Here is a 26,200-nt window from a genome sequence, read left to right on the forward strand (position 1 = left end):
CGACTCGGAGAGATGAGTTTAGACCTTCCGGGGCAAGATTGAAGGGGCTTGACAAAAAAATGGCGGGAAAATTGTCGAAGACGGAAGAGATCAGAACGGCCCTGGAATCCGCTTTCGATCCTCGCGAACTGGAGGTGGTGGACGACAGCGAAAGCCATCGGGGTCACGCCGGCTTTCGCGAGGGGGGCGAAACGCACTACAACGTGCGCATCCGGTCCACCGCTTTCAAGGGTCAGTCACGCGTCGCGCGCCACCGCGCGGTGCACGCGGCGCTGGGGCCGGAGCTGATCGGCCGCATCCACGCGCTGGCGCTTGATCTCGACGTTTAAGAGCGGCCGCTAATCGTCTGAAACCGGAAGATTCTTGAACTGTGCGCGCTTGCCGAGAGAGGTGCCGACCTTCTTGACGTCGCCGGTGTCTTCGACGCCGTTGTCGTCATCGTTCTTGGTGTCTGCCGGCGTGTCGTCGGTCTTGGGCGCGTCGCTGTCCGTTTCCGCAGCCGCCGCCGGGGCGTCGGACTCGTCGGAGGACGGGGCCGCTTCGGCTTCGTCATCAGCAGGGCCGGGCAGAAGCTCGGGTGCGAAATCCGCCGTGTCGTCCTCGCGCAGGCGGCGGAAAACCAGAACGTTGCGCCATTCGGTCGTCGTCGATGTCAGCCCCGACCGTTCGATCGACGGCAGGGTCTCGGCGCGCTGGTATTCCCAGCCGTAGCCCGCGAGGCCGTTCATAAGCTCTTGCAGGGCATAGGAAAAGCGGGCCTCCGCGCCCTTGACGCCCTTGCCTTTCAGGCCCTTCGACGGGGCCGGGACGACCTTGTATTCGTAACGGGGCATGGGGTTCCTTCGCGGTGGTTCGGTGGGTCTCTTAGCTGATTGCCTGCGTCAGGGTCGCTTCAACCCGATGCGGCGTCCCACGCGGGCGTCGGCCGGCAGCGGGTCCTGCGTGGTCTTGAGGCTTGTCAACGCGTCCTGGATCGGCTGCGGCATCGGCGCGACGCGCGGGCCGGATTGGTCCACGTGCAGGGTCAGCCCTTCGGCGGTTGCGGCGATCCAGCCGTCCTCGTGAAACAGTTCCTGATAGTAGTGAAAACGTTTCTCATCGAAATCAATCAGATGGAAGGCGGACTTCACCCTGTCACCCTCGTGAAGTTCCCGCAGGTAGCAGATGTGAAATTCAGCCACGTAGGTGGTGCAGCCGGTCTTCTGGTAGTCGGGGCCGAACCCGAGCCTCTCGTAGATCTCGTCGACAGACTGGTCGAACAGGACCGAGTAATAGGCCATGTTGAGGTGGCCGTTGAAATCGATCCATTCGGGCTTGACGGTCTGGAAGGAAGTGCTGGTCATCATGGAAATCGCCGCGCCCTCAGCCCTTGAGCTTCTGCGCGACGATCTGGTTGACCGCCTTGGGATTGGCCTTGCCGCCTGTCGCCTTCATCACCTGGCCCACGAACCAGCCGGCCAGCTTCGGGTTCTCCTGCGCCTTCGCGACCTGATCGGGATTGGCGGCGATGATCTCGTCCACCGCCTGTTCGATCGCGCCGGTATCGGTGACCTGCTTCATGCCTTCGGTTTCCACGATCTCCGCAGGGTCGCGGCCGGTGGTGTAGCAGATCTCGAACACGTCCTTGCCGATCTTGCCGCTGATCGCGTCCGAGGCAATCAGGTCGACGATGCTGCCGAGCTGGTCCGGGCTGACCGGGCTTTCGGTGATGTCGCGGTCGTCTTTCTTGAGCCGTCCGAACAGTTCGTTGATGACCCAGTTCGCGGCCATCTTGCCGTCGCGGCCCTTGGCTGTCGCTTCGAAGTACCCGGCGGAGTCGAGGTCGGCCGTCAGCACCGACGCGTCGTAGTCGCTGAGGCCGAAGTCATTGATGAAGCGGGCCTTCTTGGCATCCGGCAGCTCGGGAAGGCGGGCGGCGATATCGTCCACCCATGCCTGTTCGATCTCGAGCGGCAGCAGGTCGGGGTCGGGGAAATAGCGGTAATCGTGCGCTTCCTCCTTGGACCGCATGGAACGGGTTTCCTGCCGGTCGGGGTCGAACAGCCGCGTTTCCTGCACCACTTCGCCACCGCCTTCGATGATCGCGATCTGGCGGCGCGCCTCCACCTCGATGGCCTGCTGGATGAAGCGCATGGAGTTCATGTTCTTGATTTCGCACCGGGTGCCGAGGTGGCTGAAATCCTGCGTCTCCTGGTACCGTTCGTAGGCGCCGGGACGGCAGACCGACACGTTCACGTCGGCGCGCATCGCGCCCGACTGCATGTCGCCGTTGCAGGTGCCCAGATAACGCAGGATCTGGCGCAGCTTGCCAAGGTAGGCCGCCGCTTCCTCGGGGCCGCGGATGTCGGGGCGGCTGACGATTTCCATCAGGCAGACGCCCGTGCGGTTCAGGTCGACGAAGGACATGCTGGGATCCATGTCGTGAATGGATTTGCCGGCGTCCTGTTCCATGTGGATGCGCTCGACCCGGACAAGCCGTGCGGTGCCGTCACCCATTTCGACCAGAACTTCGCCTTCGCCCACGATGGGTTCGTAAAGCTGGCTGATCTGGTAGCCCTGCGGCAGGTCCGGGTAGAAGTAGTTCTTGCGGTCGAAGGCGGACTTCAGGTTGATCTTTGCCTTCAGGCCCAGCCCGGTGCGCACGGCCTGTTCGACGCAGAATTCGTTGATCACCGGCAGCATCCCGGGCATGGCCGCGTCCACGAAGGCGACGTTGCTGTTCGGCTCGGCGCCGAACCGGGTCGATGCGCCCGAGAACAGCTTGGCGTTCGAGGAAACCTGCGCGTGCACCTCCATGCCGATCACCAGTTCCCAGTCGTCCTTGGCCCCGGCGATGCGTTTGGGTTTCGGCGTGTCGTAGGTCAGGTCTAGCATGGCGCACCTTGGTCAGGGATCATCGGTCTATCCGGGTCATAGGACAGCGCGGGATATGTCGCAAGGGTGTGCTGCGCTGCCGCGTCAGGCGGGCATGGCCTGCGGTCCGGTCTCGGTGAACACGATGCGGTGGCCGGCGGCGATCTCGCGGCTGAACAGCGACGTGATGATCCGCATCGCGTCCTCGCGCCCCGAGGCTGCGAAACGCGCCGGTGACCGCACCCGAAGGTTGTTGTCGAAGCCCTGCGCGGCGTGGGCCCAGATCATCGGGTGAAGTTCGGTCAGGTGATCGCGGACGATGTCATGGGCGCATTCCGCGATGTGCACGCGGTTCTGGTCGGCCTGGTCGTTGCCGGAAAACGCCTGTCCGACCGAATTGGCACAATATGCCGCCAGCAGGTTCGCGGTGTAGGCGTTGGGTCGGCGTTCCAAAATGTCGTGCAGACCCTCGATGAAGAAATCCACGTCGAGGTTCGCGCAGGCCTGGTCGTCACAGGCGATGGCGTCGAACTGCACCCAGGTGTAGCCGCCCGCGCCCCAGAGGCTTTCCGTGCGTGCGGCGGTGCGGCGCGCTTCGAGTTCCAGTTCGCCGTAGCTGCCGAACCACCGCGGGAGAAGATGATTGCCAAGCGCCCGCATCGACCGCGGGTTGGCGGGGTTGAGGTCGATCAGGGTTTCGTAGTGGTCGGCGACCCGGTGTTCGCCCTGCGCCGCGTTCGCCAGCAGCGCGCAGCCCGTTCCGGCCAGCAGCGGAGAGTCCTTCTTGCGGTCCTTGTAATCGTCGACGATATCCCGCGCGCGGTCGAAATGCGCGGCAAAGGCGGCGCGGTTGCGCTGGGGCACTTCCGCGTCCCAGCCGGTGCCGCGCCAGGCCCAGCCGATATCCATGTGGGCCTGCGCCACGATGGCACCGATCACGTGGTCGTCGGACCGTTCGGCAAGCACGTGTTCCAGCGCTTCGATCCCCGCCAGCAGGGGCGCGTCCTTGGCCGGTTTGCCATCCAGCAACGCGTGTTCCGCTGCGAGGATCACATCGGAGCGGGCGCCGTAGGCGAGGAGTTCGGCGACCGGCATGAAGCCGGGGGTCAGTTGGCGCTGCGAGTCGGCCTCGCGGATCATGTCCGACAAGGCGTCCCAGTCCTCCTGCCGGACCATGCGCTGACCCCGCTGCAGGTAGTGGTCGCGCACGTTGTCCTCCGCCGTCGGATCGGGGCAGGCAATGCTGAGCATGGCCGGGGGTTCCTCGGGGCCGGGCCGGGGACGGCGGCGCAGGAGCGGTGTCTTCAACGGCAGGACAGGCTCCGGTTCCGGCCGGGAGGCGAGCAGCGATCCCAGAGGCCGGATGCGGAGTTTGAGAAGGGGGAGCAGCGATTTCATGTGGGGATCGTCCGAAGGTTCTGGCAGGTTCCCCGAGGGTGGTCCCGCAATCGGGCTGAAACATGGCTGGCGTGCGGAGATCTCGGGGAATAACTTCCCCTGTCGCGTGCATTTTTCTCAGGAATGTCAGAATGGTTAAGGATTGTCCCGGCCCCGGAACCGAAGGCGGCGCGGGGCCCCGATTGTTGCGGGGTCTTGCCGGCAAATGCGCGGAAGCTTGCCAGCCCCAATTGCCGCGCACATAGTGTGCGTCATGAAATTTGCCGGCCTGACCATCACGCTCGTCATCATCTCCGAGGCGCTTCTGGCCGAGGGGCGCGCGCCGCTGCGTCCGCAGGCCCGGACCACGGTCGTCGAGCAGCCGGTGATCGGCCCGATCCCCGTGGTTCCCGTGTCAGAGGATCCGGTGCCGGCGCTGCCGGCCCGTGCCCAGGCCGCGCCGCTGGAATTGCCCGGCACCGTCGATCTGCCCCCCGCGTCAGCCGACGACGTGGCGCTGGCCATGCCAGTGGTGCCGGTGCTGAGGCCCAAGGCGCGCGCGCCGAACCTGCCGCGGACACGGTGGCAACATATGGCGGGGCACGCCCTGTGGACGCGCACGGCGCTGGCCGCGCTCAAGGCGCATGGCAAGCCGCTGGTGGACATGGTGCCCGGCGACATCGACACGTGGTGTCCGGCCTATCCGCAGGCCGACGAACGCAGGCGCCGGGCCTTCTGGGTCGGTTTCCTGTCGGCGCTGGCCAAGCACGAGAGCACCTACAAGCCCTGGGCGGTCGGCGGCGGCGGTCGCTGGTACGGCCTGCTGCAGATCCTGCCGGGCACCGCACGCGGCTACAAGTGCAACGCGGGCGACGGCGCGTCGCTCAAGAGCGGCCCCGCGAACCTCAGTTGCGCGGTGCGCATCATGGCCCACACCGTGCCGCGCGACGGTGTCATCTCGGGCCCACGGGGGAACCGGGGCGTCGGCGCGGACTGGGGGCCCATGCGCTCTGCCTCCAAGCGGCGGGAGATGGCCAACTGGCTGCGGCGGCAAAGCTATTGCGAGCCGATCAGTGTCGTGCGTCCGCGCGCGCGCCCCTGAGGCCCGGCAGCCGTTCGGCGGGGCCTATTGCAGCAACTGGAAATGGAACCGCTTGACCCGCACCCCCTGCGAGACAAGCGCCGTCTCGAATGATCGGTGCGGCGGTGTCGCCTCGAAGGGGATCCTGATCTTGCGGCCGTTCGAGAGGACCACGGTAGCGCGCACCGAGAAATCGAGCCGCGTGTCGAGCCGCAGGTGGTCGATTTCAGACAGGGCGATATGCGCGTCGCGCGGTCCGGTAAACCAGCGCAGCCGGGTGGGTGTCAGATCCATCCCCGCCAGCGGGTTTCGCACGAGATCCCAGAGCGCGGGCAGGGTGAAGGCGCCGAGGATGGCCACCAGCACCGGCGCGGCCTCCAGCCCGATCCAGAGGGCGGCCAGCGCGCCCCAGACAGCGACGAGCACCGCTGCCCCCCGCAGGCTGCGCCCTTCGCGGCGGAAGCTGAGAACCGCGTCCTGCGGGGCCACCGTCACCGCGTCTATCTGCCGCCCGAGACATCGAGGGTCGAGCCGGTGATGTAGCTCGCCTCGTCCGACAGCAGCCACAGGGCCGCATGGGCGATTTCCTCTGCGGTGCCCGCGCGGCGCATCGGCACATTGCCGGACAGGCGCATGGCGCGGTCCGGGCTGCCGCCCTTGGCGTGGATGCCCGTTTCGATCAGGCCGGGACGCAGGGACATCACGCGGATGCCTTCGGCCGCGACCTCGTCCGACAGGCCCTTGGTAAAGGTGTCGATGGCGGCCTTGGCGGCGGCATAATCGACGAACTCGTTGGCCGATCCCAACCGCGCAGCGGCGGAGGAGATGTTGACGATCGCACCGCCGTCGCCCTGCGCCTGCATCCGCCGGACGGCGGCGCCGGCCACCAGTATCGCGCCGATCACGTTGACGTCGAACATCCTGCGCAACCGGGCGTGGGTCAGTTCGGTCACCGATGCCGCGTGATCGACGATACCGGCGTTGTTGATGAGCGCATCGAGCTGGCCGAATTCGTCGTCGATCTGCGCGAACATGTCCTCGATGGCGTCCGGGTCGGCCACATCGGCAGGGCAGAGCAGGGCATGGGCCCCCGCACGTTCCACATCGCTGGCGACGCGGTGCGCCCCGTCGTGATCCGTGCGATAGTTGAGGACGAGGTCGTAGCCCCGTGCGGCCGCCAGCCGTGCGCAGGCCGCACCGATCCCCGCCGAAGCGCCGGTGATGAGGCAGACCGGCCGGGTCACGACGCGCCCCGGATGCGGGTCAGCATCTCGGTGGTGTCGCGGCTGAGCTTCGGCGTGGACAGGATCCGGTCGAGTTCGGCCGCGATCAGCGCCTGACGGTCCGCGTCGTAGCGCTTCCACGTCTGGAACGCCGAGCACATGCGGGCGGTGGTCTGCGGGTTCTTCGGGTCAAGCCGGATCAACCAGTCTGCCAGCAGCCGGTAGCCCTTGCCCGAAGCGTGGTGGAAGCCCGCATGGTGCATCGCCAGCGCACCGAACACGGCGCGGAAGCGGTTCGGCGTCTGCCACGTGAAATCGGGATGGTCGGTCAGCGCCTCGGCGACCGATGCCGCCTCCTCGGGCCGGGCCTGCGTGACCTGCAGTCCGAACCACTTGTCCATGACCAGCCGGTCGTCCTTCCACTGGGCCTCGAAGGCGGCCAGCGCCTCGCTGCCCCTGTCGATATGAAGCAGGGCCGCCAGCGCGGCGAGCTGGTTGGTCATGTTGTCCGCGCTGTCGAACTGGGCCTGCGCCGCCGCGCCGCCGTCCCGCCGGGTGATCAGCGACAGCATGGCGTTGGCGAGGCTGCGTTGCCCGGCCTGTTCGGCGCCGGGGTCGTAGGGCGCGCTGACGAGATGGGTATCGCGGATGCGCTGCGCGGCGTCGCCGAAGGTTTCGGCCATGGCATCGCGCATCGCCTCCACCCCGGCATGGATTTTCTCGGGCATCGGGGTGCCGCCTTCGGCGTGGATCAGCGCCGCCAGTTCGGATTGCGTGGGTAGTCCCAGCATCAGCGCCCTGTAGGCGGGGTCGAGCGTGTCATCCGCAACGACCTTGCGGATCGCGTCGAGAAAGGCGGGATCAGCCCCTGCGCCGTCGTGGATCATGGGCAGCAGGGATCCGCGCGCCAGCGTCCGCGCCGATTCCCAGCGGTTGAAGGGATCGGTGTCGTGGGCCAGCAGATGCGTGCGGTCCGCATCGCTCAGATCATGTTCGAGCATCACCGGCGCGGAAAACCCGCGCAGGATCGAGGGCACCGGCCGCCGGGCGAGCCCTTCGAAACTGAAACTCTGCGTGGCTTCCGACATTTCGAGGATGCGGGTCTCGGCCACTTCCTCTCCATCGGGGCCGATCAGCCCGGTCGCGATGGGAATGATCTGCGGTTTCGGGTCGGGCGAGGCCGCGCTTGGCTTGGTGTCCTGACGGAAGGTCAGGGTCAGGATCCCGTCCTCCCAGCTTTCGCTGACCTTCAGCCTCGGGGTGCCGGCCTGCGAGTACCAGCGCTTGAACTGGGCGAGGCTTCTTCCCGTGGTGTCTTCAAAGACCTTCAGCCAGTCCTCGATCGTGCAGGCCTGTCCGTCGTGACGGTCGAAATAGAGCGCGAGCGCGCGGTCATAGGCCTCGTCACCCACCAGCGTCTTGAGCATCCGGATGACCTCGGCCCCTTTCTCGTAGACCGTGGCCGTGTAGAAGTTATTGATTTCCTGAAAGCTTTCCGGCCTGACGGGATGCGACAGCGGGCCTTGGTCCTCGGGGAACTGGCGCGCGCGCAGGTCGATCACGTCCGCGATGCGTTTGACCGGGGCGGAGCGCATGTCGGAGGTGAACTGGCTGTCGCGGAACACGGTCAGCCCCTCCTTGAGGCACAGCTGGAACCAGTCGCGGCAGGTGATGCGGTTGCCGGTCCAGTTGTGGAAATACTCGTGCGCGATGATGGCTTCGATCCGTTCGAAGTTCATGTCGGTGGAGGTCTGCGGCGACGCGAGCACGGCGGAGGAGTTGAAGATGTTCAGCCCCTTGTTCTCCATCGCGCCCATGTTGAAATCGTCGACGGCGACGATGTTGAAGAGGTCCAGATCGTATTCGCGGCCATAGACGTCCTCGTCCCACTTCATCGAGGCCTTGAGCGCCTGCATGCCGAAGGCGCATTTGTCCTCGTCGCCGGGGCGGACGTAGAGGTTCAGATCCACCTCGCGGCCGTTCATGGTGGTAAAGCGGTCCGAGTGGGCCACGAGATCACCCGCGACCAGCGCAAAGAGATAGGCAGGCTTGGGCCAGGGGTCGTGCCATTCCGCCTGATGTTCCGTCGCGGCGACGGGGTTGCCGTTGCTCAGCAGGACGGGGTGGGGCCCGTTGATCGTAACCGTGAAGACGCTCATCACGTCCGGGCGGTCGGGATAGTAGGTGATCTTGCGAAAGCCTTCGGCCTCGCATTGCGTGCAGTACATGCCGTTCGACATGTAGAGCCCCTCGAGCGCGGTATTCTCGATCGGCGCGATCTCCACCTCGGCCTCCCAGATGAAGGGGGCATCGGGGACATCGCAGGTCAGCCCTTCTTCGGTGAGGGTGCAGGTCACGTCATGGCCGTCGATCCGGGCGGAGATCAGTCGCAGGTTCTCGCCATGCAGGAAGAATCGCCTGTCCGTGGCATCGGGGTTGGGCCGGAAGGCGATCCGGCTTTTGACGCGGGTGTGCCGCGGATCGAGGTCGAACTCCAGCGCCACGCTGTCCACGATAAACCCGAACGGGGTGTAGTCTGACAGGTAGACGGTGTTGGGGGCGGCATCGCGCATGAAAGTACCTCTTTTGTCGGAACCGATCTTTGTCCCGCACGTTATGTTCCTGAAGCATGCCCTGCAACGGGTCGAATTTATTGAGACGAGGAGAGATTAATGTCCGCGCCTGACACGAATGTTGACAAGCAAGAAGAACGTCACAAGCCCGCGTTGCTGGGCATCAAGGGTGCAATGCTGTTCGGTGTCCTGATGCTGCTCATCATCGTGTTCCTCGCCGTGATGCGCGGAGGCGATGACGAAGCGGTGCCGGTTGGTGCAAACAACGATGCAACGACCAGCGACACCGGTGCCGTTGCGGTCGATCCAGTCGAGCCCGGGACGAACGAGTCCAACTGAGGCTGATTACAGTGTAGAGAAGTCAGACGGTCTCCGGTTTCGGGGGCCGTTTTGTCGTTCCGGCAGAGGTGCCCCATGGCGAAGATGCGCAAGAAGTCGGACTTGCCGGAAAAGACGTGTGCGACCTGCGGTCGGCCGTTTGTCTGGCGTCGCAAGTGGGCCGACTGCTGGGACGACGTCAAGTACTGCTCCGACCGGTGCCGCCGCGACAAGCCCGACACAAGGGGCGGATCCACGGCATCGGCGGACTGATCCGGCGGCGATACTTGTCCACCCCCGCCAAGCACCGTACACCTGCGTGACCTGAGCAACGCAAGGAGGGGCAAGGATGGCGGACAGGATGGACAAGCACGGCCTGCAGGTGGCGACCACGCTCGTTTCCTTCATCGAGCAGGAGGCGCTGCCCGGCACCGGTGTCGCGCCCGATGCGTTCTGGCGGGAATTTTCGGATCTCGTGCATGAATTGGGCCCGACCAACCGGGATCTCTTGTCAAAACGGCAGGACCTTCAGCGGCAAATCGACGACTGGCACGTCGCGCGCCGCGGACAGCCCCATGATGCCGAAAGCTACCGCGCCTTCCTCGAGGATATCGGCTATCTCGTGTCCGAGGGGCCCGATTTCACCATCGACACCGATAACGTGGACCCCGAGATCGCGACAGTGCCCGGCCCTCAGCTGGTCGTCCCGATCACCAACGCGCGCTTTGCCCTGAACGCCGCCAATGCGCGGTGGGGCAGCCTGTATGACGCGCTTTACGGCACCGACGCGCTGGGCGATATGCCGCCGCCGGGCGGATACGATACCGACCGGGGCGCGCGCGTGGTCGCGCGGGCCAAGGCGTTCCTCGACGATGCGGTGCCCCTGATGTCCGGCAGCCACGGTCAGCTTGTCGGATACCGGGTCGTCGACGGCCAACTGGAAGGATTGCTGCTGAACGACGAGGATCATCGCGGGGCAATCACCACGCACAGCGAATCCGGCGGCGCGCCCACGATCCATCACGGGATTGCGCTGGCCGATCCCGGCTGCTTTGCCGGGTACCGGGGGGCGGCCGATGCGCCAGATGCGATTCTGTTCAGAAACAATGGTTTGCACATCGAAGTTCAACTTGACGCCGACAGCCCCATCGGCAAGACCGATGCGGCTCATGTGTCGGATATCCTGCTGGAAAGCGCGGTCTCGACGATCATGGACTGCGAGGACAGCGTCGCGGCGGTCGATGCGGAGGACAAGGTCGGTGCCTATCGCAACTGGCTGGGCCTGATGAAAGGCGACCTTGCCGAGACCTTCGAGAAGAACGGCAAGACGGTCACCCGCGAGATGCACGCCGACCGCGACTTCACCGCGCCGGACGGCGGCACGGTCACCGTCAAGGGGCGGGCCCTGATGCTTGTCCGCAACGTGGGGCACCTGATGACCAACCCGGCGGTCCTCGACCGCGAGGGCCGAGAGATCGGCGAGGGTCTGATGGACGCCATGATCACCACGCTGATCGCCATGCACGACCTCTCGCGCCGGGACGGCCCGCGCAATTCCGTGACCGGGTCGGTCTACGTGGTGAAACCCAAGATGCACGGTCCCGCCGAAGTCGCCTTTTCCGACCAGATTTTCACGCGTGTCGAACAGGCGCTGGGCTTGCCGGTTCACACCGTCAAGCTGGGGATCATGGACGAGGAACGCCGCACCAGCGCGAACCTCAAGGAATGTATCCGCGCCGCACGGCACCGGGTGGCCTTTATCAACACCGGCTTTCTCGACCGGACGGGCGACGAGAACCATACCAGCATGGAAGCCGGTGCCATGGTGCCGAAGGGCGAGATGAAGAACGCCGCCTGGATCGCCGCCTACGAAGATCGCAACGTGGACATCGGCCTCGCCTGCGGGTTGCAGGGGCGCGCCCAGATCGGCAAGGGCATGTGGGCCATGCCGGACCGCATGGCGGACATGATCGAGGCCAAGATCGGCCATCCGCAGGCCGGGGCGACCTGTGCATGGGTGCCGTCTCCCACGGCGGCGACGCTACACGCGATGCATTACCACGCGGTGGACGTGATGGCGCGCCAGAAGGAGATCGCGGCAGGCGGGCCGCGCGGGACACTGGAAGATCTGCTGCGGATCCCCGTGATGGAGGGGCGGAACCTGAGCGACGAGGAGATCACCCGCGAGATCGAGAACAACGCGCAGGGTATCCTGGGCTACGTGGTGCGCTGGGTCGACCAGGGCGTGGGATGTTCCAAGGTGCCCGACATCAACGATGTCGGCCTGATGGAAGATCGTGCCACCTGCCGCATCTCGGCGCAGGCGCTGGCGAACTGGCTGCACCACGGGGTGATTTCCGAGGCACAGGTCAGGGCGGGGCTGGAGAAGATGGCACAGGTCGTGGACCGTCAGAATGCCGATGATCCGGCCTATCGCCCGATGGCGCCGGGATACGACGGCATCGCCTTCAAGGCGGCCTGCGACCTGGTGCTGAAGGGGCGCGAGCAGCCGTCCGGCTATACGGAGCCGGTCCTGCACGCGCGGCGGCTGGAATTGAAGGCGTCGGGCCGGGATTGACGCGGCAAGGCGTATTGGCGGCAAACGGAGGGACAGCATGGCCATATCATTGAGACGCGCCCGGACGATCATTCGCAAGGCGCTCGAGAAGGGGCGCGAGATGGGGCTGAAGCCGCTGTCGGTCGTGGTGCTTGACGCGGGGGGACACGTTCAGGCGTTCGAACGGGCCGACGGCGCGGCGCCGGGCCGGTTCGCCATCGCGCACGGCAAGGCCCATGGCGCCGTGATGCTGGGCATGGCCGGCACGGCGCAGATGAAACGGGCAGAGGACCAGGCCTATTTCATGGCGGCGGTCAACGGGGTGTACGGCGGCAAGGTGATCCCGGTGCCGGGCGGGGTGCTGATCCGCGACCGGCGGGGCGCGGTCGTGGGGGCCGTCGGCGTGACGGGGGACGCGTCTGAAAAAGATGCAGAATGCGCGATGGCGGGCATCGAGGCGGCGGGCCTGCAGGGCGAAATCTGACGGGGTGCTTGAGCGTGCGGCGGCCATGGCCTATGTTCATGCAGATGCAGCAACAGAAGGTGATCCATGGTCCGTCCCGTCGTCGGCATTATCGGTAATTCGCATCTGATCAACGATCAGTACAAGGTCCATGCCGGGGGCCAGATGAATACCGAGGCGGTTTCCCAGGTGTCCGACTGCGTGCCCTTCATCATTCCCGCCGACCCGCGGCACATGTCCGTGACTGAGCTGATGGAAACCTGCGACGGCTTCCTGTTCACCGGTGGCCGGCCGAACGTGCACCCCGAGGAATACGGCGAGGCGGCGACGGCGGCGCATGGCGATTTCGATCGCGCCCGCGACGGGATCGCGCTGCCGCTGATCCGGGCCTGCGTGGAAAGCGGGCAGCCCTTCTTCGGCGTCTGCCGCGGCTTTCAGGAAGTGAACGTGGCGATGGGCGGGACGCTTTACCCCGAGATCCGCGAATTGCCGGGCCGCATGAACCACCGTATGCCGCCGGACGGCACCATCGAGGAAAAGTTCGAGCTGCGCCACGACGTCACCTTTTCCGAAGGCGGTGTGTTTCACAAGCTGATGGGCGCGCAGAAGGTGCGCACCAACACGCTGCACGGGCAGGGGATCAAGACGCCCGGTGCGCGCATCGTGATCGACGGTTACGCGGACGATGGCACGCCGGAAGCGATCTATGTCAAGGGCGCGAGCGGTTTCACCCTGTCGGTCCAGTGGCATCCGGAATGGAACGCGGGCCAGGATCCCGTGTCCCGTGTCCTGTTCGAGGCCTTTGGCAAGGCCGTTCGCAGCTGGGCGGCTGGCGAAAGAACCCCCGCGCTGAAAGCCGTCTGAGCGTCGCCGCAACGGCCCAGCCCCTCTAATGCAAAGCCGTCAGCGGGTCGTGCCGCGCCCGAGAGGTGGGCGCCGGCGGGAGCGATGGCGTCACGAGGTCCGGGATCGGTTGCCCGCGCCGCAGGTCGCGATGGATCGAACTGTGGGCCCAGTCCTCCGGGCGCGTCACCAACCCTGCGTGCACCGGGCTGAGATGCACGAGGTCGCGGTGACGGGCGAAGTCGGCATGGTCGGTGATCCGATGCTCCCAGAACCGCCGTTGCCAGATCCCCTTTTCGCCGCGCGCGATCTGGCCGGGTGTCCGGTGCGCGGGAAAGGGCATGTTCCTCGAGAACTTCGCCTTGACCATGCCGATGCGGATGGCAAGCCCGGCGCGATCTTCAGGCAGGGTCCAGACCGTGTGGATCACCGACGGCAGGACGGCGATGGCGTCGATCCGGAAGGGGTGGTGGACGAAAGTCTGCCGGACAGCGCGGCGCAGGTCGTCGACACGCCGGGTCAGCAGGTCGTCCCCGGGCTGCGCGAGCCGTATGGTAAAGAAATAGGTGCCGCCGGTGCGGTTTCCGAAACGATCTGCCATCCGCCCACGCTAGCGCCGGCGCGGTTAATGACAGGTTAACCGGCGGGCAGGACGAAAGCGGGCGTGACGTGGCGGCGCGGGGCTTCCATCAGGTTTCATTGTTGCGTTTGCTGCATTGCTCGTGAAATAAAGTTTCGACATGGAATCCGGTGGCGCTGCCTTATATTTGGGCAACGATAGCGCCAAACGCCGGAACACCGCTGCGGTAGCAGGGGTGTTCCGCTTGTAGATCAGGGGGCTGCGCGGTAAGTGCATCATGTGCAGGATCAAGCCGCGCGCGCCTGCCTGACCAGAATGGGGGAAGAAGAGTGAAGATCGGTACGCCGAAAGAGATATTCGAGGGGGAGAACCGGGTCGCCATGACGCCGGAGTCCGCGCAGCAGCTTCAGAAACTGGGGCATGACTGCGTGATCGAGACCGGCGCGGGGATGGCCGCGGGCTTCGACGATGCCGCCTACAAGGACGCGGGCGTGGAGGTGGTCAAGACCGCCGCCGCCCTGTGGAAAGCTGCCGACGTGGTTGCCAAGGTCCGCACTCCTTCCGATGCCGAGATGAAGCGGTTGCGCGAAGGGCAGACGCTCATTTCCTTCTTCAGCCCGGTGGCCGATGAAGCCAAGATGAAACAGGCCGCCGAGAAGGGCGCGACCGTCATCGCGATGGAGATGATCCCGCGCATCAGCCGCGCCCAGAAGATGGATGCCCTGTCCTCTATGGCGAATATCGCCGGGTATCGCGCGGTGATCGAAGCGGGTAACAACTTCGGCCGCTTCTTCACCGGCCAGATCACCGCCGCGGGCAAGGTGCCGCCAGCCAAGGTGCTGGTTGTCGGGGCAGGGGTCGCCGGCCTCGCCGCCATCGGCACGTCGACCTCGCTGGGCGCGATTACCTATGCCTTCGACGTCCGGCCCGAAGTGGCCGAACAGGTGGAAAGCATGGGCGCGGAGTTCGTCTATCTCGACTTCGAGGAAGAACAGCAGGACGGATCGGCCTCGGGCGGCTATGCCTCTGTTTCGTCTCCTGAATTCCGCGAGGCGCAGCTTGCCAAGTTCCGCGAGCTGGCCCCCGATATGGACATCGTGATCACGACGGCGCTGATCCCGAACCGCGAGGCGCCCGAGCTCTGGACCGAGGACATGGTCAAATCCATGAAGCCCGGCAGCGTCATCGTCGACCTCGCGGCGGAAAAGGGCGGCAACTGCAAGCTGACCGTGGCGGACGAGAAGATCGTGACCGACAACGGCGTGACCATCATCGGCTACACCGACTTCCCCAGCCGGATGGCCACGCAGTCCTCCACCCTGTTCGCGACCAACATCCGTCACCTGATGACCGATCTCACCCCGGACAAGGACGGTGTGATCAACCACAACATGGATGACGACGTGATCCGCGGCGCGACGATCGCGCACGGCAAGGAAGTCACCTTTCCGCCGCCGAAACCCAAGGTTTCCGCGATCGCGGCGGCACCGAAGAAGGAAAAGGCCAAGGAACTGACCGCCGAGGAAAAGGCGGCGCAGGAGCTTGCGGCCTTCAAGACGCAGACGCGCAACCAGGTGACGTTGCTGGCCATCGGCGGTGCCCTGTTGCTGGGCGTGGGCCTCGTGGCGCCCGCCAGCTTCATGCAGCACTTCATCGTCTTCGTGCTTGCCGTCTTCGTCGGCTTCCAGGTGATTTGGGGCGTCGCCCATTCGCTGCACACGCCGCTCATGGCGGTGACCAACGCGATTTCGTCGATCATCATCCTCGGCGCGCTGATGCAGCTCGGATCGAGCTCGTTCATCGTGGTGCTTCTGGCCGCGCTGTCGGTGTTCATGGCGGGGATCAACATATTCGGCGGTTTCATGGTGACGCGGCGCATGCTCGCCATGTTCCAGAAATCCTGAGAGCGGAGAAGTAACAATGGAATTCGGTTTTACAACAGCGGCATACGTGGTCGCAGCCGTCCTGTTCATTCTGTCGCTCGGCGGGCTTTCGGGGCAGGAAAGCGCCAAGCGCGCGGTATGGTACGGCATCGTCGGCATGGCCCTTGCGGTCGTCGCCACGCTGATCGGGCCGGGATCGGGGCTGTGGCTGCTGTCGCTGCTGCTGATCGCGGGCGGCGGCGTGATCGGGATGCAGCTGTCCCAACGAGTGCAGATGACGCAGATGCCGGAACTGGTGGCGGCGATGCATTCGCTCGTCGGTCTGGCGGCGGTTTTCGTGGGCCTGAACGCCCATATCGAGATCGGTCGCGTGGCCGCGGCCTTTGCCGATGCGGGTTTGCCCTTTCCGCAGCAGGACTACGGCACGCTGACCGGCGCGGCCAAGGAGGTCGCCGACCAGTTCCGCGGCTTTGCGGCCATTGTCGCCAAGAAGACCCAGGTCGAAGTGAACATCCTGCGGGTCGAACTGGTGCTGGGCATCTGGATCGGCGCCGTGACCTTCACCGGGTCGGTGATCGCCTATGGCAAACTGGCCGGGCGCGTGAACTCCGCGGCCGAGAAGCTGCCGGGCGGCCACATGCTGAACATCGCGGCGGCTACGGTGTCGGTGCTCTGTCTGATCTGGTACCTCGGTTCGGGCGGGATCTTTCCGCTGCTTCTGCTCACGCTCTGCGCGCTTTTCGTCGGGTATCACCTGATCATGGGCATCGGCGGTGCGGACATGCCGGTCGTGGTGTCGATGCTGAACAGCTATTCCGGCTGGGCCGCCGCGGCCATCGGTTTCAGCCTCGGCAATGACCTGCTGATCGTGGTGGGTGCGCTTGTGGGCTCCTCCGGTGCGATCCTGTCCTACATCATGTGCAAGGCCATGAACCGGTCCTTTGTCAGCGTGATCCTCGGCGGGTTCGGCGGACCGGCGGGCGAACAGATGCAGGTCGAGGGCGAGCAGGTGGCCATCGAGGCGGACGGCGTCGCACAGGCGCTGAACGAAGCCGACAGCGTCATCATCATCCCGGGCTATGGCATGGCCGTTGCGCAGGCGCAGCAGGCGGTCAGCGAACTGGTCAAGAAGCTGCGGGCCAAGGGCAAGAACGTGCGGTTCGCCATCCACCCGGTCGCCGGGCGCCTGCCGGGGCACATGAACGTGCTTCTGGCCGAAGCCAAGGTGCCCTATGACATCGTGATGGAGATGGACGAGATCAACGACGACTTCCCCGACACGGACGTCGCCATCGTGATCGGCTCCAACGACATCGTGAACCCGGCGGCACAGGACGATCCCAACAGCCCCATTGCCGGCATGCCGGTGCTGGAGTGCTGGAAGGCCAAGACGGTCATCGTCTCCAAGCGGGGGCAGGGTACGGGGTATTCCGGGATCGAGAACCCGCTGTTCTTCAAGGACAACACGCGGATGTTCTACGGCGATGCCAAGGCCAGCCTCGACAAGCTGCTGCCGCTGATCGACTGACCTACCCGGTCGAAGAACGGCCATGACAGAGGCACCCCACCCGAAAGGGAGGGGTGCCTTTTTCCGTTCTGGCGGGGGCGGATGGGGTCAGGGGCGCCCTGTTCAGCCGGGCCTTCCGCCGCTGCCCGGCGGTCCGGCGCGGTTTCCCGGCGGGATGGTATACGGCGGTGCACCGTCAACCTATTGAAAAAATGAAATTTTATCTGTTCAAGTTTGCAATATCGCCTATGTTCAAACGAAATGACATTCAATGCCGGACCTGCACATGGCCCCGATCAAGGATTATCCCCAGCGCTACGCCCTCACCGGCGAATTGCATGCGCGACCCTTTCCGTCGATCAGGGCGCCGTCCACGGCAGTGTTCCTTGCCATCAAGCAGCCGCACGACGCCGCCTCCCGGGACAAGTCCGCGGATCTCGCGCATCTGGCGGCACTGCTGGACCACTACGGCGCGCCGCGGCCCGATGCGAACGCCACGCACTATTTCGGGGAGATGGGCAAGTACTGGCTCAAGTGGGAACAGCACACCGAGCTTGTGACCTACACGGTGTTTCGCCGGGACCTGAGCGAACGGCCCTTCGACCCCTCCGAGTTCGACGTGTTCCCGGACTACTGGCTGGCCGATGCGCCGGGCGGGCGGATCACGTCGGCCTTGCTGCGGATCATGCCCCGACCGACGGAGGACGATACCATTTCCGAGATGCTGCGCGACTGGTTCGTGCCGGAAAGCCTTGCGGTCGCAAGCGTGCTGGAAGGTGCGGCGGTGGTGGCGAGCGATTTCCGCATCGATTCCTCCGGTCACATGCGCATTGCCGTCTTTGCCCATCCCGAGACCGGCAACCGCCGGATCGGCCGGATCGTGCAGCGCCTCTGTGAAATCGAGATGTACAAGGCGGCCTCGATGCTCGGCTTTTCCATGGTGCGAGAGGTCGGACCTCAGCTCAACGCGCTGGACAACAAGCTGACCGACCTGATGGCCGACATGCGCGGCCCCACGGCGCTGGCCGAAGACACGCTGCACGCGCTTCTGGATATTTCGGTGGAACTGGAAACCCTTGCCGCGCAGTCCGCCTTCCGGTTCGGTGCGACAGGCGCCTATCAGGCGATCGTGGACCAGCGCATCGGCGCGTTGCGGGAGACGCGGTTCATGGGGCGTCAGGGCTTTGCCGAATTCATGATGCGCCGCTACGAGCCCGCGATGCGCACGGTCCAGTCGGCGGAACGGCGGCTGGCGACGATGTCGGGCCGGTCCATCCGGGCGTCCGACCTGCTGCGCACGCGGGTGGACGTGGAACGGTCGGCCCAGAACCAGGCGATCCTGGCCAGCATGGACAAGCGCGCCGATCTGCAACTGCGCCTTCAGCGCACGGTGGAGGGGCTGTCCGTCGTCGCGATCAGCTATTACGCCGTCTCGCTGGCGGGCTACCTGCTTTATCCGGTGGCCGAGGCCGCGGGGCTCAGCAAGGGGCTGCTGACCGCTGCCGTCACCCTGCCGGTGGTGGTGGGCGTCTGGTGGATGGTGCGGCGCCTGCGCAAACATCTGGAGTAGCGGCGCAGGCCCGGCCTGTGGGAATGGACCGGGCCGGACCTCCCGAGACGTCCGGCGCCGGGGTCAGCGGCCGCGAATCCGCGGGTCCAGCGCGTCACGCAGGCCATCGCCGAGGTAGTTCACGCTGAGCACTGTCAGTGAAATCGCGATACCGGGCAGCAAGACCCGTTCCGGAAAGTCCTGCATCCGCGGAACGGCGTCGGCCAGCAGTTTGCCCCATGTCGGATAGTCGGACGGGAACCCGACACCCAGAAAGCTGAGCGCGCTTTCCGTGATGATCGCGGTGGCAAGGCCAAGGGTGGCCGAGACCATGATGGGCGAGATCACGTTGGGCAGCAGGTGGCGCCGGATGATCTTGCCGCTGGTGGTGCCGATGGACCGTGCGGCGAGGATGAACTCACGCTCCTTCAGGGCGAGGATGTCGCCGCGCACGATCCGCGCGGTCTGCATCCACGAGGTCAGCCCGATGACCGAGACGATCAGGATGAACATGCCGCCTTCGGGACCGAAGTTTGAATTCAGGGGCTGGCGGAACAGCGTCACCGCGAGCAGGACGAGGGGCAGGATGGGCAAAGAGAGCACAAGGTCGGTGAAGCGCATCAGCCAGAAGTCCAGCCGCTTGAAGTAGCCGGCGATGACGCCGATCGCGGTGCCGATCACGAGCGCAAGGCCCATGGCGAGCCAGCCGACGGCCATCGACACGCGGCCGCCCGCGATCATCTGCGCGAGAATGTCCCGGCCCAGCTGATCGGTGCCGAAAGGATGTGCCCAGCCCGCCGCGGCCTCGCCATCCCAGAGGAGGGTGTAGATCGGGCGCCAGTTCTTGTTGCGGATGTCCAATGCCTTGGGGTCCACATCCCAGATGTAGGGGCCGAAGAGCACGGTGAACGTGATCAGGATCAGGAAGCCGCCGCCAAAGACCGCGCCCTTGTGCTTTCGGAACTGATCCCAGACATCGCGCCACTGGCTGCGGGGTGGTTTGGACGGCCCCTTGTCCATCAGCGCGCCGATGGTTTCGATATCGGCTTCGAGCGGGCTTGCGGGGGTCGCTTGCTCAGTCATAGCGGATCCTCGGGTCGAGCAGGCCGTAGAGCACGTCTGCAATGAGGTTGAACAGCACGATCAGGACCGCGAAGATGAAGGTCAGTGTCATCACCATCGGCAGATCGTTGGCGAAGAGGGCGGTCAGCAGCAACTGGCCGATCCCGTTCACCTTGAACACGTTCTCGGTGATGATGGCCCCGCCGAAGATCGCGGGCATCCCCAGCGCGATCACGGTGACCACCGGGATCATCGAGTTGCGCAGCACGTGCACCATCACCACCACGCCTTCGCGCAGCCCCTTGGCGCGGGCCGTGCGGACATAATCCTGGTTGAGGTTGTCCAGCATGGCGCCGCGCATGTAGCGGCTGATCTGCGCGGTGGTCTGCAGCGCGAGCACCATCACCGGCATGATCATCTGGAAGAACTGCACCTTGAAGCTTTCCCAGTCGTTCACGACGTGAGTGGTATCGTAGATCGACGGCAGCCAGCCCAGGTAGACCGAGAAGATGACGATCAGCAGCGGCCCGGTAAAGAACGGCGGGATGGAGAAACCGATCATGGTGATGAATGTGCCCGCCTGATCGAAGACCGAGTAATGGCGATAGGCCGAGTAGATCCCGATGGGGATGGCGATGACGATGCCGACGATGTAGCTCAGCCCGACCACCCAGAGGGTCTGCGGCATCCGCTGTGCCACGATGTCCATGACGGGGCTGCGGGTCTGCCACGAGATCACCCGCAATTCACCCTGGTAGAGCGACGTGTCGGGCAGCCAGCCCAGAAGGGTGCTTGAATTCGTGAGGTAGTCGATGAAGACCTTCGGCTCGATCCAGAAGAACTGCACAAGCCACTTGTAGTACTGGATGTACCACGCCTGACCGAGGCCGAGCGCCTCGCGCATCTTCTGCTTCACTTCCGGCGGGACCGTCAGCGGCACCTGCGCCATGGGATCGCCGGGAGCCAGTTGCAACAGGCCGAATATCACAAGGCTGATCAGCAAAAGCGTCGGAATCGACAGAATCAATCGTCGTATGGTGAAGGTCAACATGAGCGCCGCCTTTGCCTATGTGTCTTGGGGGAGGATCGCGAAGGGGGAGAGGCCCGCAGGCCGCGCGGGAGGCCGGAGCAGGGCGCGCAGAAATTGCGCGCCCTGCCGTGTCACATCATTCCTTGATGCGGTACCAGTCGGCGACGTTCCACAGTTCGGAGTCCCAGGTGTTCAGGACCACGCCGCCAAGCGTGTTCGACACGGCGGAGACGCGGCCACGATCGACCAGCGGCACGATGGTCATGCTGTCCTTGGTGACCATGTTGTTGAGCTGCTTGGCGATCTCGCCGCGCTTGTCCAACTCGCCGGTGCGGGACAGTTCGTCCAGCAGCGCGTCGTACTCTTCGTTGCAGAAACGGTTGATGTTTTCGCCCTGCCACTGGCTGGACGGCTTCGGCTCGTTGCCGCAGCGGTAGGCCGCGAGGTAGGCCTGCGGGTCGGTGCCGTCGAAGTTGTTGGCGTACATTTCCACGTCCGCATAGAACTTCTGGAAGGTGTCCGGCGAACCGGGGTCGCCGCCGAAGAACACGGAGGCATCGACGTTGCGCAGTTCGGTTTCAACACCGATCTGGCTCCACCAATCCTTGATCAGCGCCTGGAAGTCCTGGCGGACCGCGTTGGTCGAGGTCTGGTACAGCAGCGACAGCTTCTTGCCATCCTTGTCGCGTACGCCGTCACCGTTGGTGTCGGTCCAGCCGGCTTCTTCCAGCAGGGCCTTCGCGCCTTCGATGTCCTGAGTCAGGCACTCGGTGTTGTCAGACGCGTAGAGCGCCGGCGCCGGCACGAGGTTGCAGGTTGCGCGGCCGGCCTGGCCGTAGCCCACTTCGACCAGCAGTTCGCGGTCGATCGCCATGGACAGCGCCCGACGTACCCGTTCATCCGACAGGATCGGATGCGGATGCGCCACGGTGGAACGCTCGCCCTCCGGCAGGTCCGGCGAGGGGTCGGTCAGGTTCATCTCAAGACGCTCGACCAGCGTGCCGAAGGCGGAGATCGGCTTGCCCATGCCAGCTTCGGCCATCTTGGACAGCACGTCGGGGGCCAGCTGCATGTTCCAGGCGTAGTCGTATTCGCCCGTTTCCATGACCGCCCGGCCTGCCGCGACCGCATCGCCGCCGCCCTTTAGGGTCAGCGTGGCAAAGGCCGGCTTGCTGGGATCGCGGAAGTTCTCGTTGGCCGCCATGGTGATCACGTCGTTCGGGCGGAACTCCGTCACGGTGAAGGGGCCGGTGCCGATCGGGTTGAAGTTCTGCTCGGTGCACTCGGGCGCCTTGGGGCCAAGGCAGTTCTCGAACTGCGCTTTCTGAAGGATCGGGGACTGTGCGCCCATGAAGGGGCCGTAGGGGTTCGGCTTGGCTTCGTTGAAGTGAACGGTCACGGTCTGGTCGTCGATGATTTCGACTTCCTTCACGCCGTCGAACTTGGCGCCCTGCGCGCAGCCGCCTTCGGGGTGCATGCAGTACTCGGCCGTGAACGCGAGGTCAGCGGATGTGACGGGCGTGCCATCGGACCACATCATGCCATCGGCGATCTTCCAGGTGATGGAGGTCAGGTCTTCGCTCACGCCGCCGTTCTCGACGGTCGGGATCTCGGCGGCGAGGTAGGGCACCATCGCGCCGGTCTCGTCGTAGCGGCCCATGGGCTCGATCACCAGCGACGAGGCCTCGAGGTCCTTGGTCCCGCCGGAAAGGTAGGGGTTCATGATCGAGGGCGCCTGCCAGTAGATGATCTTGACGTCACCGTCGCGGCCACGCTCGCCGCCCTGGTCCTGCGCCAGGGCGAGGGGGGCGAAGGCCGTCGTGGCGATGGCACCCATCAGTAGGGTTCTCAGTTTCATAGTGTACTCCATGTTGGACGCTTTGGTGCGCCGTGTTCTGCGACGGGATAGTGCCCATCTGTTTTTGCCATCCGGGCGAAGGTTTAAGTAAGGCTTCTAACCTTGCGTAAACTTGGAGGAATACCAGTGTCCAGCCGCCAGTCCCCCCGGAATGCATGGCCAGTATCGAAACAGTTTTTGCCAGAAATGCAAGCCCGGAGATTTGCCTGACACGAAATCGAACCCGCGCGGGCGACAGTGGTTTGACGCAAGAAGGGATTGGCCTTAGCGTTCATCAATCGCACCCGCAGATTTCACAGGGAAACCCATGCTGGACAACTCAGGCACGGCACCGATCGCACAAATCAAGGGCTTAAGGGTCGAATTCCAGACCAAGGACGGCCCCGTCGTGGGGGTGGAGGACGTCAGTTTCGACATCAATCCGGGCGAGACGGTCTGTATCGTCGGCGAATCCGGATCGGGCAAATCCGTGTCCTCGCTGTCGCTCATGCGCCTGATCGAATACGGCGGCGGGGAAATCGCGAACGGCCGCCTGCTTTTTAATCGGTCGGATGCCGGCGAGATCGATCTGGCGCAATCCGACCAGTCGCTCATGCGGCACATCCGCGGCAACGAGATCGGGATGATCTTTCAGGAACCGATGACGGCGCTGAACCCGGTCTTCACCGTGGGACGCCAGATGACCGAAGGTCTGCGCCTGCACCGCGGGCTGAGCAAGGCCCAGGCCGAGGAGCGGGCGCTCGCGCTGCTCAAGCAGGTGCGAATCCCCGAACCCGAACGGCGGCTGAAGCAGTTTCCGCACGAGCTGTCGGGCGGTATGCGCCAGCGGGTCGTGATCGCCATGGCGCTTGCCTGCGAGCCGCGCCTGCTGATCGCCGACGAACCGACGACGGCGCTCGACGTGACGATCCAGGCCGAGATCCTCGCGCTGATGGACCGGCTCAAGCGCGAGACGGGCACGGCGGTGATGTTCATCACCCACGACATGGCGGTGGTCGCACAGATGGCCGACCGCGTGGTCGTGATGTTCCGTGGTCTCAAGGTCGAGGAGGGCACGGTCGAGGAGATTTTCGAGAATCCCAAGCACGCCTACACCAAGGCGCTGCTTGCCGCGGTGCCCAAGCTGGGGGAGATGAAGGGGAAGCCCTATCCCGAGCCGATGCGCCTGCTGGGAACGAAGGACCAGGAGATCAAGCCGATCAAGGGCACCACGGAGACGCTGCTGACGGTCCGGAACCTGACCACGCGTTTCCCGGTCACCGGAGGTTTCCTGCGCCGCACCATCGCCAACGTGCACGCGGTGGAGGACCTCTCCTTCAGCATCAACAAGGGCCAGACCCTGAGCCTCGTTGGGGAATCCGGCTGCGGCAAGTCCACCGCGGGCCGCTCGATCCTTCGGCTTGTGGAGCCGAAATCCGGCGAGATCGACCTCGACGGCAAGGACATCATGGCGCTGAACCAGCGCGACCTGCGCACCGCGCGTCTGGACATGCAGATGATCTTCCAGGATCCCTTTGCCTCGCTCAATCCGCAGATGCAGCTGGCGGACCAGGTGGCGGAGCCGATCCACAACTTCCGGACGCTGAAGGGCGCGGAGGTCAGCAAGCGCGTCGAGATGCTGTTCGACAGGGTGGAACTGCCGCGCAGCTTCATGCGGCGATTCCCGCACGAGCTGTCGGGTGGCCAGCGTCAGCGCGTGGCGATCGCACGGGCACTGGCGTTGAATCCCAAGCTCATCATTGCGGACGAGGCGGTGAGCGCGCTGGACGTGTCGGTGCAGGCACAGGTGTTGAACCTGATGATGGAACTGCAGGCCGAAATGGGGCTGTCCTTCCTCTTCATCAGCCACGACATGGCCGTGGTCGAACGGGTGAGCCATCAGGTGGGCGTGATGTACCTTGGCCGGATCGTGGAACTGGGCTCGCGCCAGCGGGTCTTCGAGAACCCGCAGCATCCCTATACCCAGGCGCTGATGAAGGCGGTTCCGGTGGCCGACCCGCGCCAGCGCAAGAAGGAAAGCGAGCTGAACTTCAAGCCGATTCCCTCGCCGATCCACCCGGTCGGCTATCAGGCCGAACCGTCGGCCTACCGCGAAGTCGAACCGGGCCATCTGGTGCTGACGACGGACAGCGGTTACTGAACATGCCAGTGATCTACCCGAATTCCCCGGACCGAACGGCCGCCCCGCGCGCCGCGGGGCCGGGCCCGCGATGAATGGAGCCGCGATGACCGACCGCCTGACCCCCCTGCAACTGATGGAAAAGCTGATCAGCTTTCCCACCGTCAGCCGGGATACCAACATTCCGTTGATCGACTGGGTCGCGGACTACCTCGACAGCCACGGCATCGAAAGTCATCGCTACATCGACCCCGAGCAGCCCAAGCATGCGCTGTTTGCCCATGTCGGCCCGTGGGAGGAAGGGGCGATCGTGCTGTCGGGCCATACCGACGTGGTGCCGGTCGACGGCCAGCCATGGGACACCGACCCGTTTTCCGTCGTGGAGCGGGACGGCAAGTACTACGGGCGCGGCACCTGCGACATGAAGGGATTCGATGCGCTGGCCCTCTGGGCGCTGGTCGAGGCACACCACGCCGGTGTCAGCCGGCCGCTGCAGATCGCGCTGAGTTTCGACGAAGAGGTCGGCTGCACCGGCGCGCCACCGATGATCCGGGCCATGCAGCCCGTTCTGCCCAAGGGATCGGCCGTGATCGTGGGCGAGCCGTCGCGGTTGCAGGCGGTGACGGGCCACAAGGGCGGCATCGGCTTCGACACGCATCTGATCGGCTTCGAGGTCCATTCGTCGATGTTGCACAAGGGCGTCAACGCGATCATGGCGGGGGCAAAGCTGATCGAATGGGCCAACGGCATCAACACCGAGAACATGGAGGCCAAGCCGACATCGCTGGCGGCCATGTTCGACCCGCCCTTCACGACACTGCATGTCGGCATGATCTCGGGCGGGACGGCGCACAACATCACCGCGAAGGACTGCCGCTTTGCCATGGATTTCCGCGTGGTGCCGGGCGAGGACAAGGACGCCTGGGCGACATCCTACCTCAAGAAGGTGCGCGAGGTGGAAGAGCAGATGCAATCGGTGGTGCCCGAAGCGCGGATCGACATCTCGGAGCGCTTCGACGTGCCCGCGCTTCAGCCCGAGGACGAAGGCGCGGCCGAGACGCTGGTGCGCCAGATCACCGGCGACAACGCGAGCCACAAGGTAAGCTACGGGACCGAGGCGGGGCAGTTCCAGGAGGCGGGCTATTCCGCCGTGATCTGCGGCCCCGGCAGCATCGACCAGGCCCACCAGCCGAACGAGTTCATCGAGGTCAGCCAGTTCGAGGCGGGTCATGACTTCATGAAGAAACTGGTGGCCCGGCTGGGGGCCTGAGGCTTGCGGGAGGCGTCTGCGGCCGCCCTCACGTGACCGGCGGCGCGGGCGGCC

At 65.0% G+C, this 26,200-nt stretch carries 23 protein-coding genes; 12 read left to right on the forward strand and 11 right to left on the reverse strand.

All coding sequences use genetic code 11. The features are described from left to right. The first annotated feature begins 71 nt into the window (after positions 1-71). Entirely contained in the window at positions 72-329 is a 258-nt protein-coding gene (locus BOO69_RS06370) for a BolA family protein (RefSeq protein ID WP_071973681.1), read from the forward strand. A gap of 9 nt (positions 330-338) precedes the next feature. Here the strand turns inward: BOO69_RS06370 and BOO69_RS06375 are convergent, their stop codons facing one another. The 4 genes from BOO69_RS06375 to BOO69_RS06390 form a co-directional block, all read right to left on the reverse strand. After that, positions 339-833: a hypothetical protein gene (locus BOO69_RS06375; protein WP_071971323.1), complete on the reverse strand. Its 495-nt coding sequence runs from the start codon at positions 831-833 to the stop codon at positions 339-341. 48 nt (positions 834-881) lie between these two features. Next, positions 882-1,346, reverse strand: a complete 465-nt coding sequence (locus BOO69_RS06380; RefSeq protein WP_156874873.1) for a thioesterase family protein — start codon at positions 1,344-1,346, stop codon at positions 882-884. Positions 1,347-1,362: 16 nt separating this feature from the next. Then, complete coding sequence (gene gatB, locus BOO69_RS06385; protein WP_071971325.1) at positions 1,363-2,874, reverse strand: Asp-tRNA(Asn)/Glu-tRNA(Gln) amidotransferase subunit GatB; 1,512 nt, start codon at positions 2,872-2,874, stop codon at positions 1,363-1,365. An 84-nt stretch (positions 2,875-2,958) separates the two neighbouring features. Then, positions 2,959-4,251: a hypothetical protein gene (locus BOO69_RS06390; RefSeq protein WP_237267577.1), complete on the reverse strand. Its 1,293-nt coding sequence runs from the start codon at positions 4,249-4,251 to the stop codon at positions 2,959-2,961. Positions 4,252-4,504: 253 nt separating this feature from the next. Between BOO69_RS06390 and BOO69_RS06395 the strand changes: the two genes are divergently transcribed. Beyond that, on the forward strand, positions 4,505-5,332 hold the full coding sequence (locus tag BOO69_RS06395) for a transglycosylase SLT domain-containing protein (protein WP_156874874.1): 828 nt from the start codon (positions 4,505-4,507) through the stop codon (positions 5,330-5,332). Positions 5,333-5,356: 24 nt separating this feature from the next. Here the strand turns inward: BOO69_RS06395 and BOO69_RS06400 are convergent, their stop codons facing one another. The 3 genes from BOO69_RS06400 to pepN are packed head-to-tail and all read right to left on the reverse strand — an operon-like array spanning position 5,357 to position 9,107. Then, on the reverse strand, positions 5,357-5,806 hold the full coding sequence (locus tag BOO69_RS06400) for a hypothetical protein (RefSeq protein WP_237267578.1): 450 nt from the start codon (positions 5,804-5,806) through the stop codon (positions 5,357-5,359). Between the two features lie 5 nt (positions 5,807-5,811). Next, positions 5,812-6,555, reverse strand: a complete 744-nt coding sequence (locus BOO69_RS06405; protein WP_071971327.1) for an SDR family oxidoreductase — start codon at positions 6,553-6,555, stop codon at positions 5,812-5,814. After that, positions 6,552-9,107: an aminopeptidase N gene (pepN, locus tag BOO69_RS06410; protein WP_071971329.1), complete on the reverse strand. Its 2,556-nt coding sequence runs from the start codon at positions 9,105-9,107 to the stop codon at positions 6,552-6,554. The genes BOO69_RS06405 and pepN overlap by 4 nt, the downstream gene beginning before the upstream one ends. Before the next feature lie 99 nt (positions 9,108-9,206). Here pepN and BOO69_RS06415 point away from each other — a divergent pair, with 99 nt between their 5' ends. The 5 genes from BOO69_RS06415 (at position 9,207) to BOO69_RS06435 (ending at position 13,309) form a co-directional block, all read left to right on the forward strand. Then, the gene (locus BOO69_RS06415; protein WP_071971331.1) at positions 9,207-9,446 is read left to right on the forward strand and encodes a hypothetical protein; all 240 of its coding nucleotides are present in this window, start codon (positions 9,207-9,209) and stop codon (positions 9,444-9,446) included. Between the two features lie 75 nt (positions 9,447-9,521). Continuing rightward, a complete protein-coding gene (locus BOO69_RS06420; RefSeq protein WP_071971333.1) occupies positions 9,522-9,698 on the forward strand; it encodes a DUF2256 domain-containing protein in 177 nt (58 codons plus the stop codon). Positions 9,699-9,774: 76 nt separating this feature from the next. Beyond that, positions 9,775-12,003, forward strand: a complete 2,229-nt coding sequence (locus BOO69_RS06425; RefSeq protein WP_071971335.1) for a malate synthase G — start codon at positions 9,775-9,777, stop codon at positions 12,001-12,003. A 37-nt stretch (positions 12,004-12,040) separates the two neighbouring features. Beyond that, the gene (locus BOO69_RS06430; RefSeq protein ID WP_071971337.1) at positions 12,041-12,466 is read left to right on the forward strand and encodes a GlcG/HbpS family heme-binding protein; all 426 of its coding nucleotides are present in this window, start codon (positions 12,041-12,043) and stop codon (positions 12,464-12,466) included. Between the two features lie 66 nt (positions 12,467-12,532). Continuing rightward, on the forward strand, positions 12,533-13,309 hold the full coding sequence (locus BOO69_RS06435) for a gamma-glutamyl-gamma-aminobutyrate hydrolase family protein (protein WP_071971339.1): 777 nt from the start codon (positions 12,533-12,535) through the stop codon (positions 13,307-13,309). Between the two features lie 25 nt (positions 13,310-13,334). Here BOO69_RS06435 and BOO69_RS06440 read toward each other — a convergent pair whose 3' ends face one another. Then, positions 13,335-13,889 (reverse strand): REP-associated tyrosine transposase, encoded by a 555-nt coding sequence (locus BOO69_RS06440; RefSeq protein ID WP_071971341.1) that lies wholly within the window; start codon positions 13,887-13,889, stop codon positions 13,335-13,337. Between the two features lie 308 nt (positions 13,890-14,197). Between BOO69_RS06440 and BOO69_RS06445 the strand changes: the two genes are divergently transcribed. The 3 genes from BOO69_RS06445 to BOO69_RS06455 all read left to right on the forward strand — a co-directional run bounded on the left by BOO69_RS06445 (position 14,198) and on the right by BOO69_RS06455 (position 18,828). Then, positions 14,198-15,772 (forward strand): Re/Si-specific NAD(P)(+) transhydrogenase subunit alpha, encoded by a 1,575-nt coding sequence (locus tag BOO69_RS06445; RefSeq protein WP_071971343.1) that lies wholly within the window; start codon positions 14,198-14,200, stop codon positions 15,770-15,772. Between the two features lie 16 nt (positions 15,773-15,788). After that, positions 15,789-17,279 (forward strand): NAD(P)(+) transhydrogenase (Re/Si-specific) subunit beta, encoded by a 1,491-nt coding sequence (locus BOO69_RS06450; protein ID WP_071971345.1) that lies wholly within the window; start codon positions 15,789-15,791, stop codon positions 17,277-17,279. Positions 17,280-17,544: 265 nt separating this feature from the next. Then, positions 17,545-18,828: a DUF3422 family protein gene (locus tag BOO69_RS06455; protein WP_071973686.1), complete on the forward strand. Its 1,284-nt coding sequence runs from the start codon at positions 17,545-17,547 to the stop codon at positions 18,826-18,828. A gap of 63 nt (positions 18,829-18,891) precedes the next feature. Here BOO69_RS06455 and BOO69_RS06460 read toward each other — a convergent pair whose 3' ends face one another. From BOO69_RS06460 to BOO69_RS06470, 3 genes are all read right to left on the reverse strand, one after another. Continuing rightward, the gene (locus BOO69_RS06460) at positions 18,892-19,890 is read right to left on the reverse strand and encodes an ABC transporter permease (protein WP_071971347.1); all 999 of its coding nucleotides are present in this window, start codon (positions 19,888-19,890) and stop codon (positions 18,892-18,894) included. Continuing rightward, on the reverse strand, positions 19,883-20,920 hold the full coding sequence (locus BOO69_RS06465) for an ABC transporter permease (RefSeq protein WP_071971349.1): 1,038 nt from the start codon (positions 20,918-20,920) through the stop codon (positions 19,883-19,885). The genes BOO69_RS06460 and BOO69_RS06465 overlap by 8 nt, the downstream gene beginning before the upstream one ends. Positions 20,921-21,035: 115 nt before the next feature. Beyond that, on the reverse strand, positions 21,036-22,757 hold the full coding sequence (locus BOO69_RS06470) for a peptide ABC transporter substrate-binding protein (RefSeq protein WP_071971351.1): 1,722 nt from the start codon (positions 22,755-22,757) through the stop codon (positions 21,036-21,038). A gap of 307 nt (positions 22,758-23,064) precedes the next feature. Here BOO69_RS06470 and BOO69_RS06475 point away from each other — a divergent pair, with 307 nt between their 5' ends. Both BOO69_RS06475 and argE read left to right on the forward strand, forming a co-directional pair. Then, positions 23,065-24,897: an ABC transporter ATP-binding protein gene (locus BOO69_RS06475; RefSeq protein ID WP_071971353.1), complete on the forward strand. Its 1,833-nt coding sequence runs from the start codon at positions 23,065-23,067 to the stop codon at positions 24,895-24,897. An 85-nt stretch (positions 24,898-24,982) separates the two neighbouring features. After that, positions 24,983-26,146, forward strand: a complete 1,164-nt coding sequence (gene argE, locus BOO69_RS06480; protein WP_071971355.1) for an acetylornithine deacetylase — start codon at positions 24,983-24,985, stop codon at positions 26,144-26,146. The last annotated feature ends 54 nt before the right edge of the window (positions 26,147-26,200 follow it).

The sequence above is a fragment of the Sulfitobacter alexandrii genome (genome assembly GCF_001886735.1).
Classification (GTDB): domain Bacteria; phylum Pseudomonadota; class Alphaproteobacteria; order Rhodobacterales; family Rhodobacteraceae; genus Sulfitobacter; species Sulfitobacter alexandrii.

Coding starts and splice junctions, on each gene's coding strand:
- BOO69_RS06375 (WP_071971323.1), bottom strand. CDS start 833: ATGCCCCGTTACGAATACAAGGTCGTCCCGGCCCCGTCGAAGGGCCTG.
- BOO69_RS06380 (WP_156874873.1), bottom strand. CDS start 1,346: ATGATGACCAGCACTTCCTTCCAGACCGTCAAGCCCGAATGGATCGAT.
- gatB (WP_071971325.1), bottom strand. CDS start 2,874: ATGCTAGACCTGACCTACGACACGCCGAAACCCAAACGCATCGCCGGG.
- BOO69_RS06390 (WP_237267577.1), bottom strand. CDS start 4,251: ATGAAATCGCTGCTCCCCCTTCTCAAACTCCGCATCCGGCCTCTGGGA.
- BOO69_RS06395 (WP_156874874.1), top strand. CDS start 4,505: ATGAAATTTGCCGGCCTGACCATCACGCTCGTCATCATCTCCGAGGCG.
- pepN (WP_071971329.1), bottom strand. CDS start 9,107: ATGCGCGATGCCGCCCCCAACACCGTCTACCTGTCAGACTACACCCCG.
- BOO69_RS06415 (WP_071971331.1), top strand. CDS start 9,207: ATGTCCGCGCCTGACACGAATGTTGACAAGCAAGAAGAACGTCACAAG.
- BOO69_RS06420 (WP_071971333.1), top strand. CDS start 9,522: ATGGCGAAGATGCGCAAGAAGTCGGACTTGCCGGAAAAGACGTGTGCG.
- BOO69_RS06425 (WP_071971335.1), top strand. CDS start 9,775: ATGGCGGACAGGATGGACAAGCACGGCCTGCAGGTGGCGACCACGCTC.
- BOO69_RS06430 (WP_071971337.1), top strand. CDS start 12,041: ATGGCCATATCATTGAGACGCGCCCGGACGATCATTCGCAAGGCGCTC.
- BOO69_RS06435 (WP_071971339.1), top strand. CDS start 12,533: ATGGTCCGTCCCGTCGTCGGCATTATCGGTAATTCGCATCTGATCAAC.
- BOO69_RS06440 (WP_071971341.1), bottom strand. CDS start 13,889: ATGGCAGATCGTTTCGGAAACCGCACCGGCGGCACCTATTTCTTTACC.
- BOO69_RS06450 (WP_071971345.1), top strand. CDS start 15,789: ATGGAATTCGGTTTTACAACAGCGGCATACGTGGTCGCAGCCGTCCTG.
- BOO69_RS06455 (WP_071973686.1), top strand. CDS start 17,545: ATGGCCCCGATCAAGGATTATCCCCAGCGCTACGCCCTCACCGGCGAA.
- BOO69_RS06460 (WP_071971347.1), bottom strand. CDS start 19,890: ATGACTGAGCAAGCGACCCCCGCAAGCCCGCTCGAAGCCGATATCGAA.
- BOO69_RS06465 (WP_071971349.1), bottom strand. CDS start 20,920: ATGTTGACCTTCACCATACGACGATTGATTCTGTCGATTCCGACGCTT.
- BOO69_RS06470 (WP_071971351.1), bottom strand. CDS start 22,757: ATGAAACTGAGAACCCTACTGATGGGTGCCATCGCCACGACGGCCTTC.
- BOO69_RS06475 (WP_071971353.1), top strand. CDS start 23,065: ATGCTGGACAACTCAGGCACGGCACCGATCGCACAAATCAAGGGCTTA.
- argE (WP_071971355.1), top strand. CDS start 24,983: ATGACCGACCGCCTGACCCCCCTGCAACTGATGGAAAAGCTGATCAGC.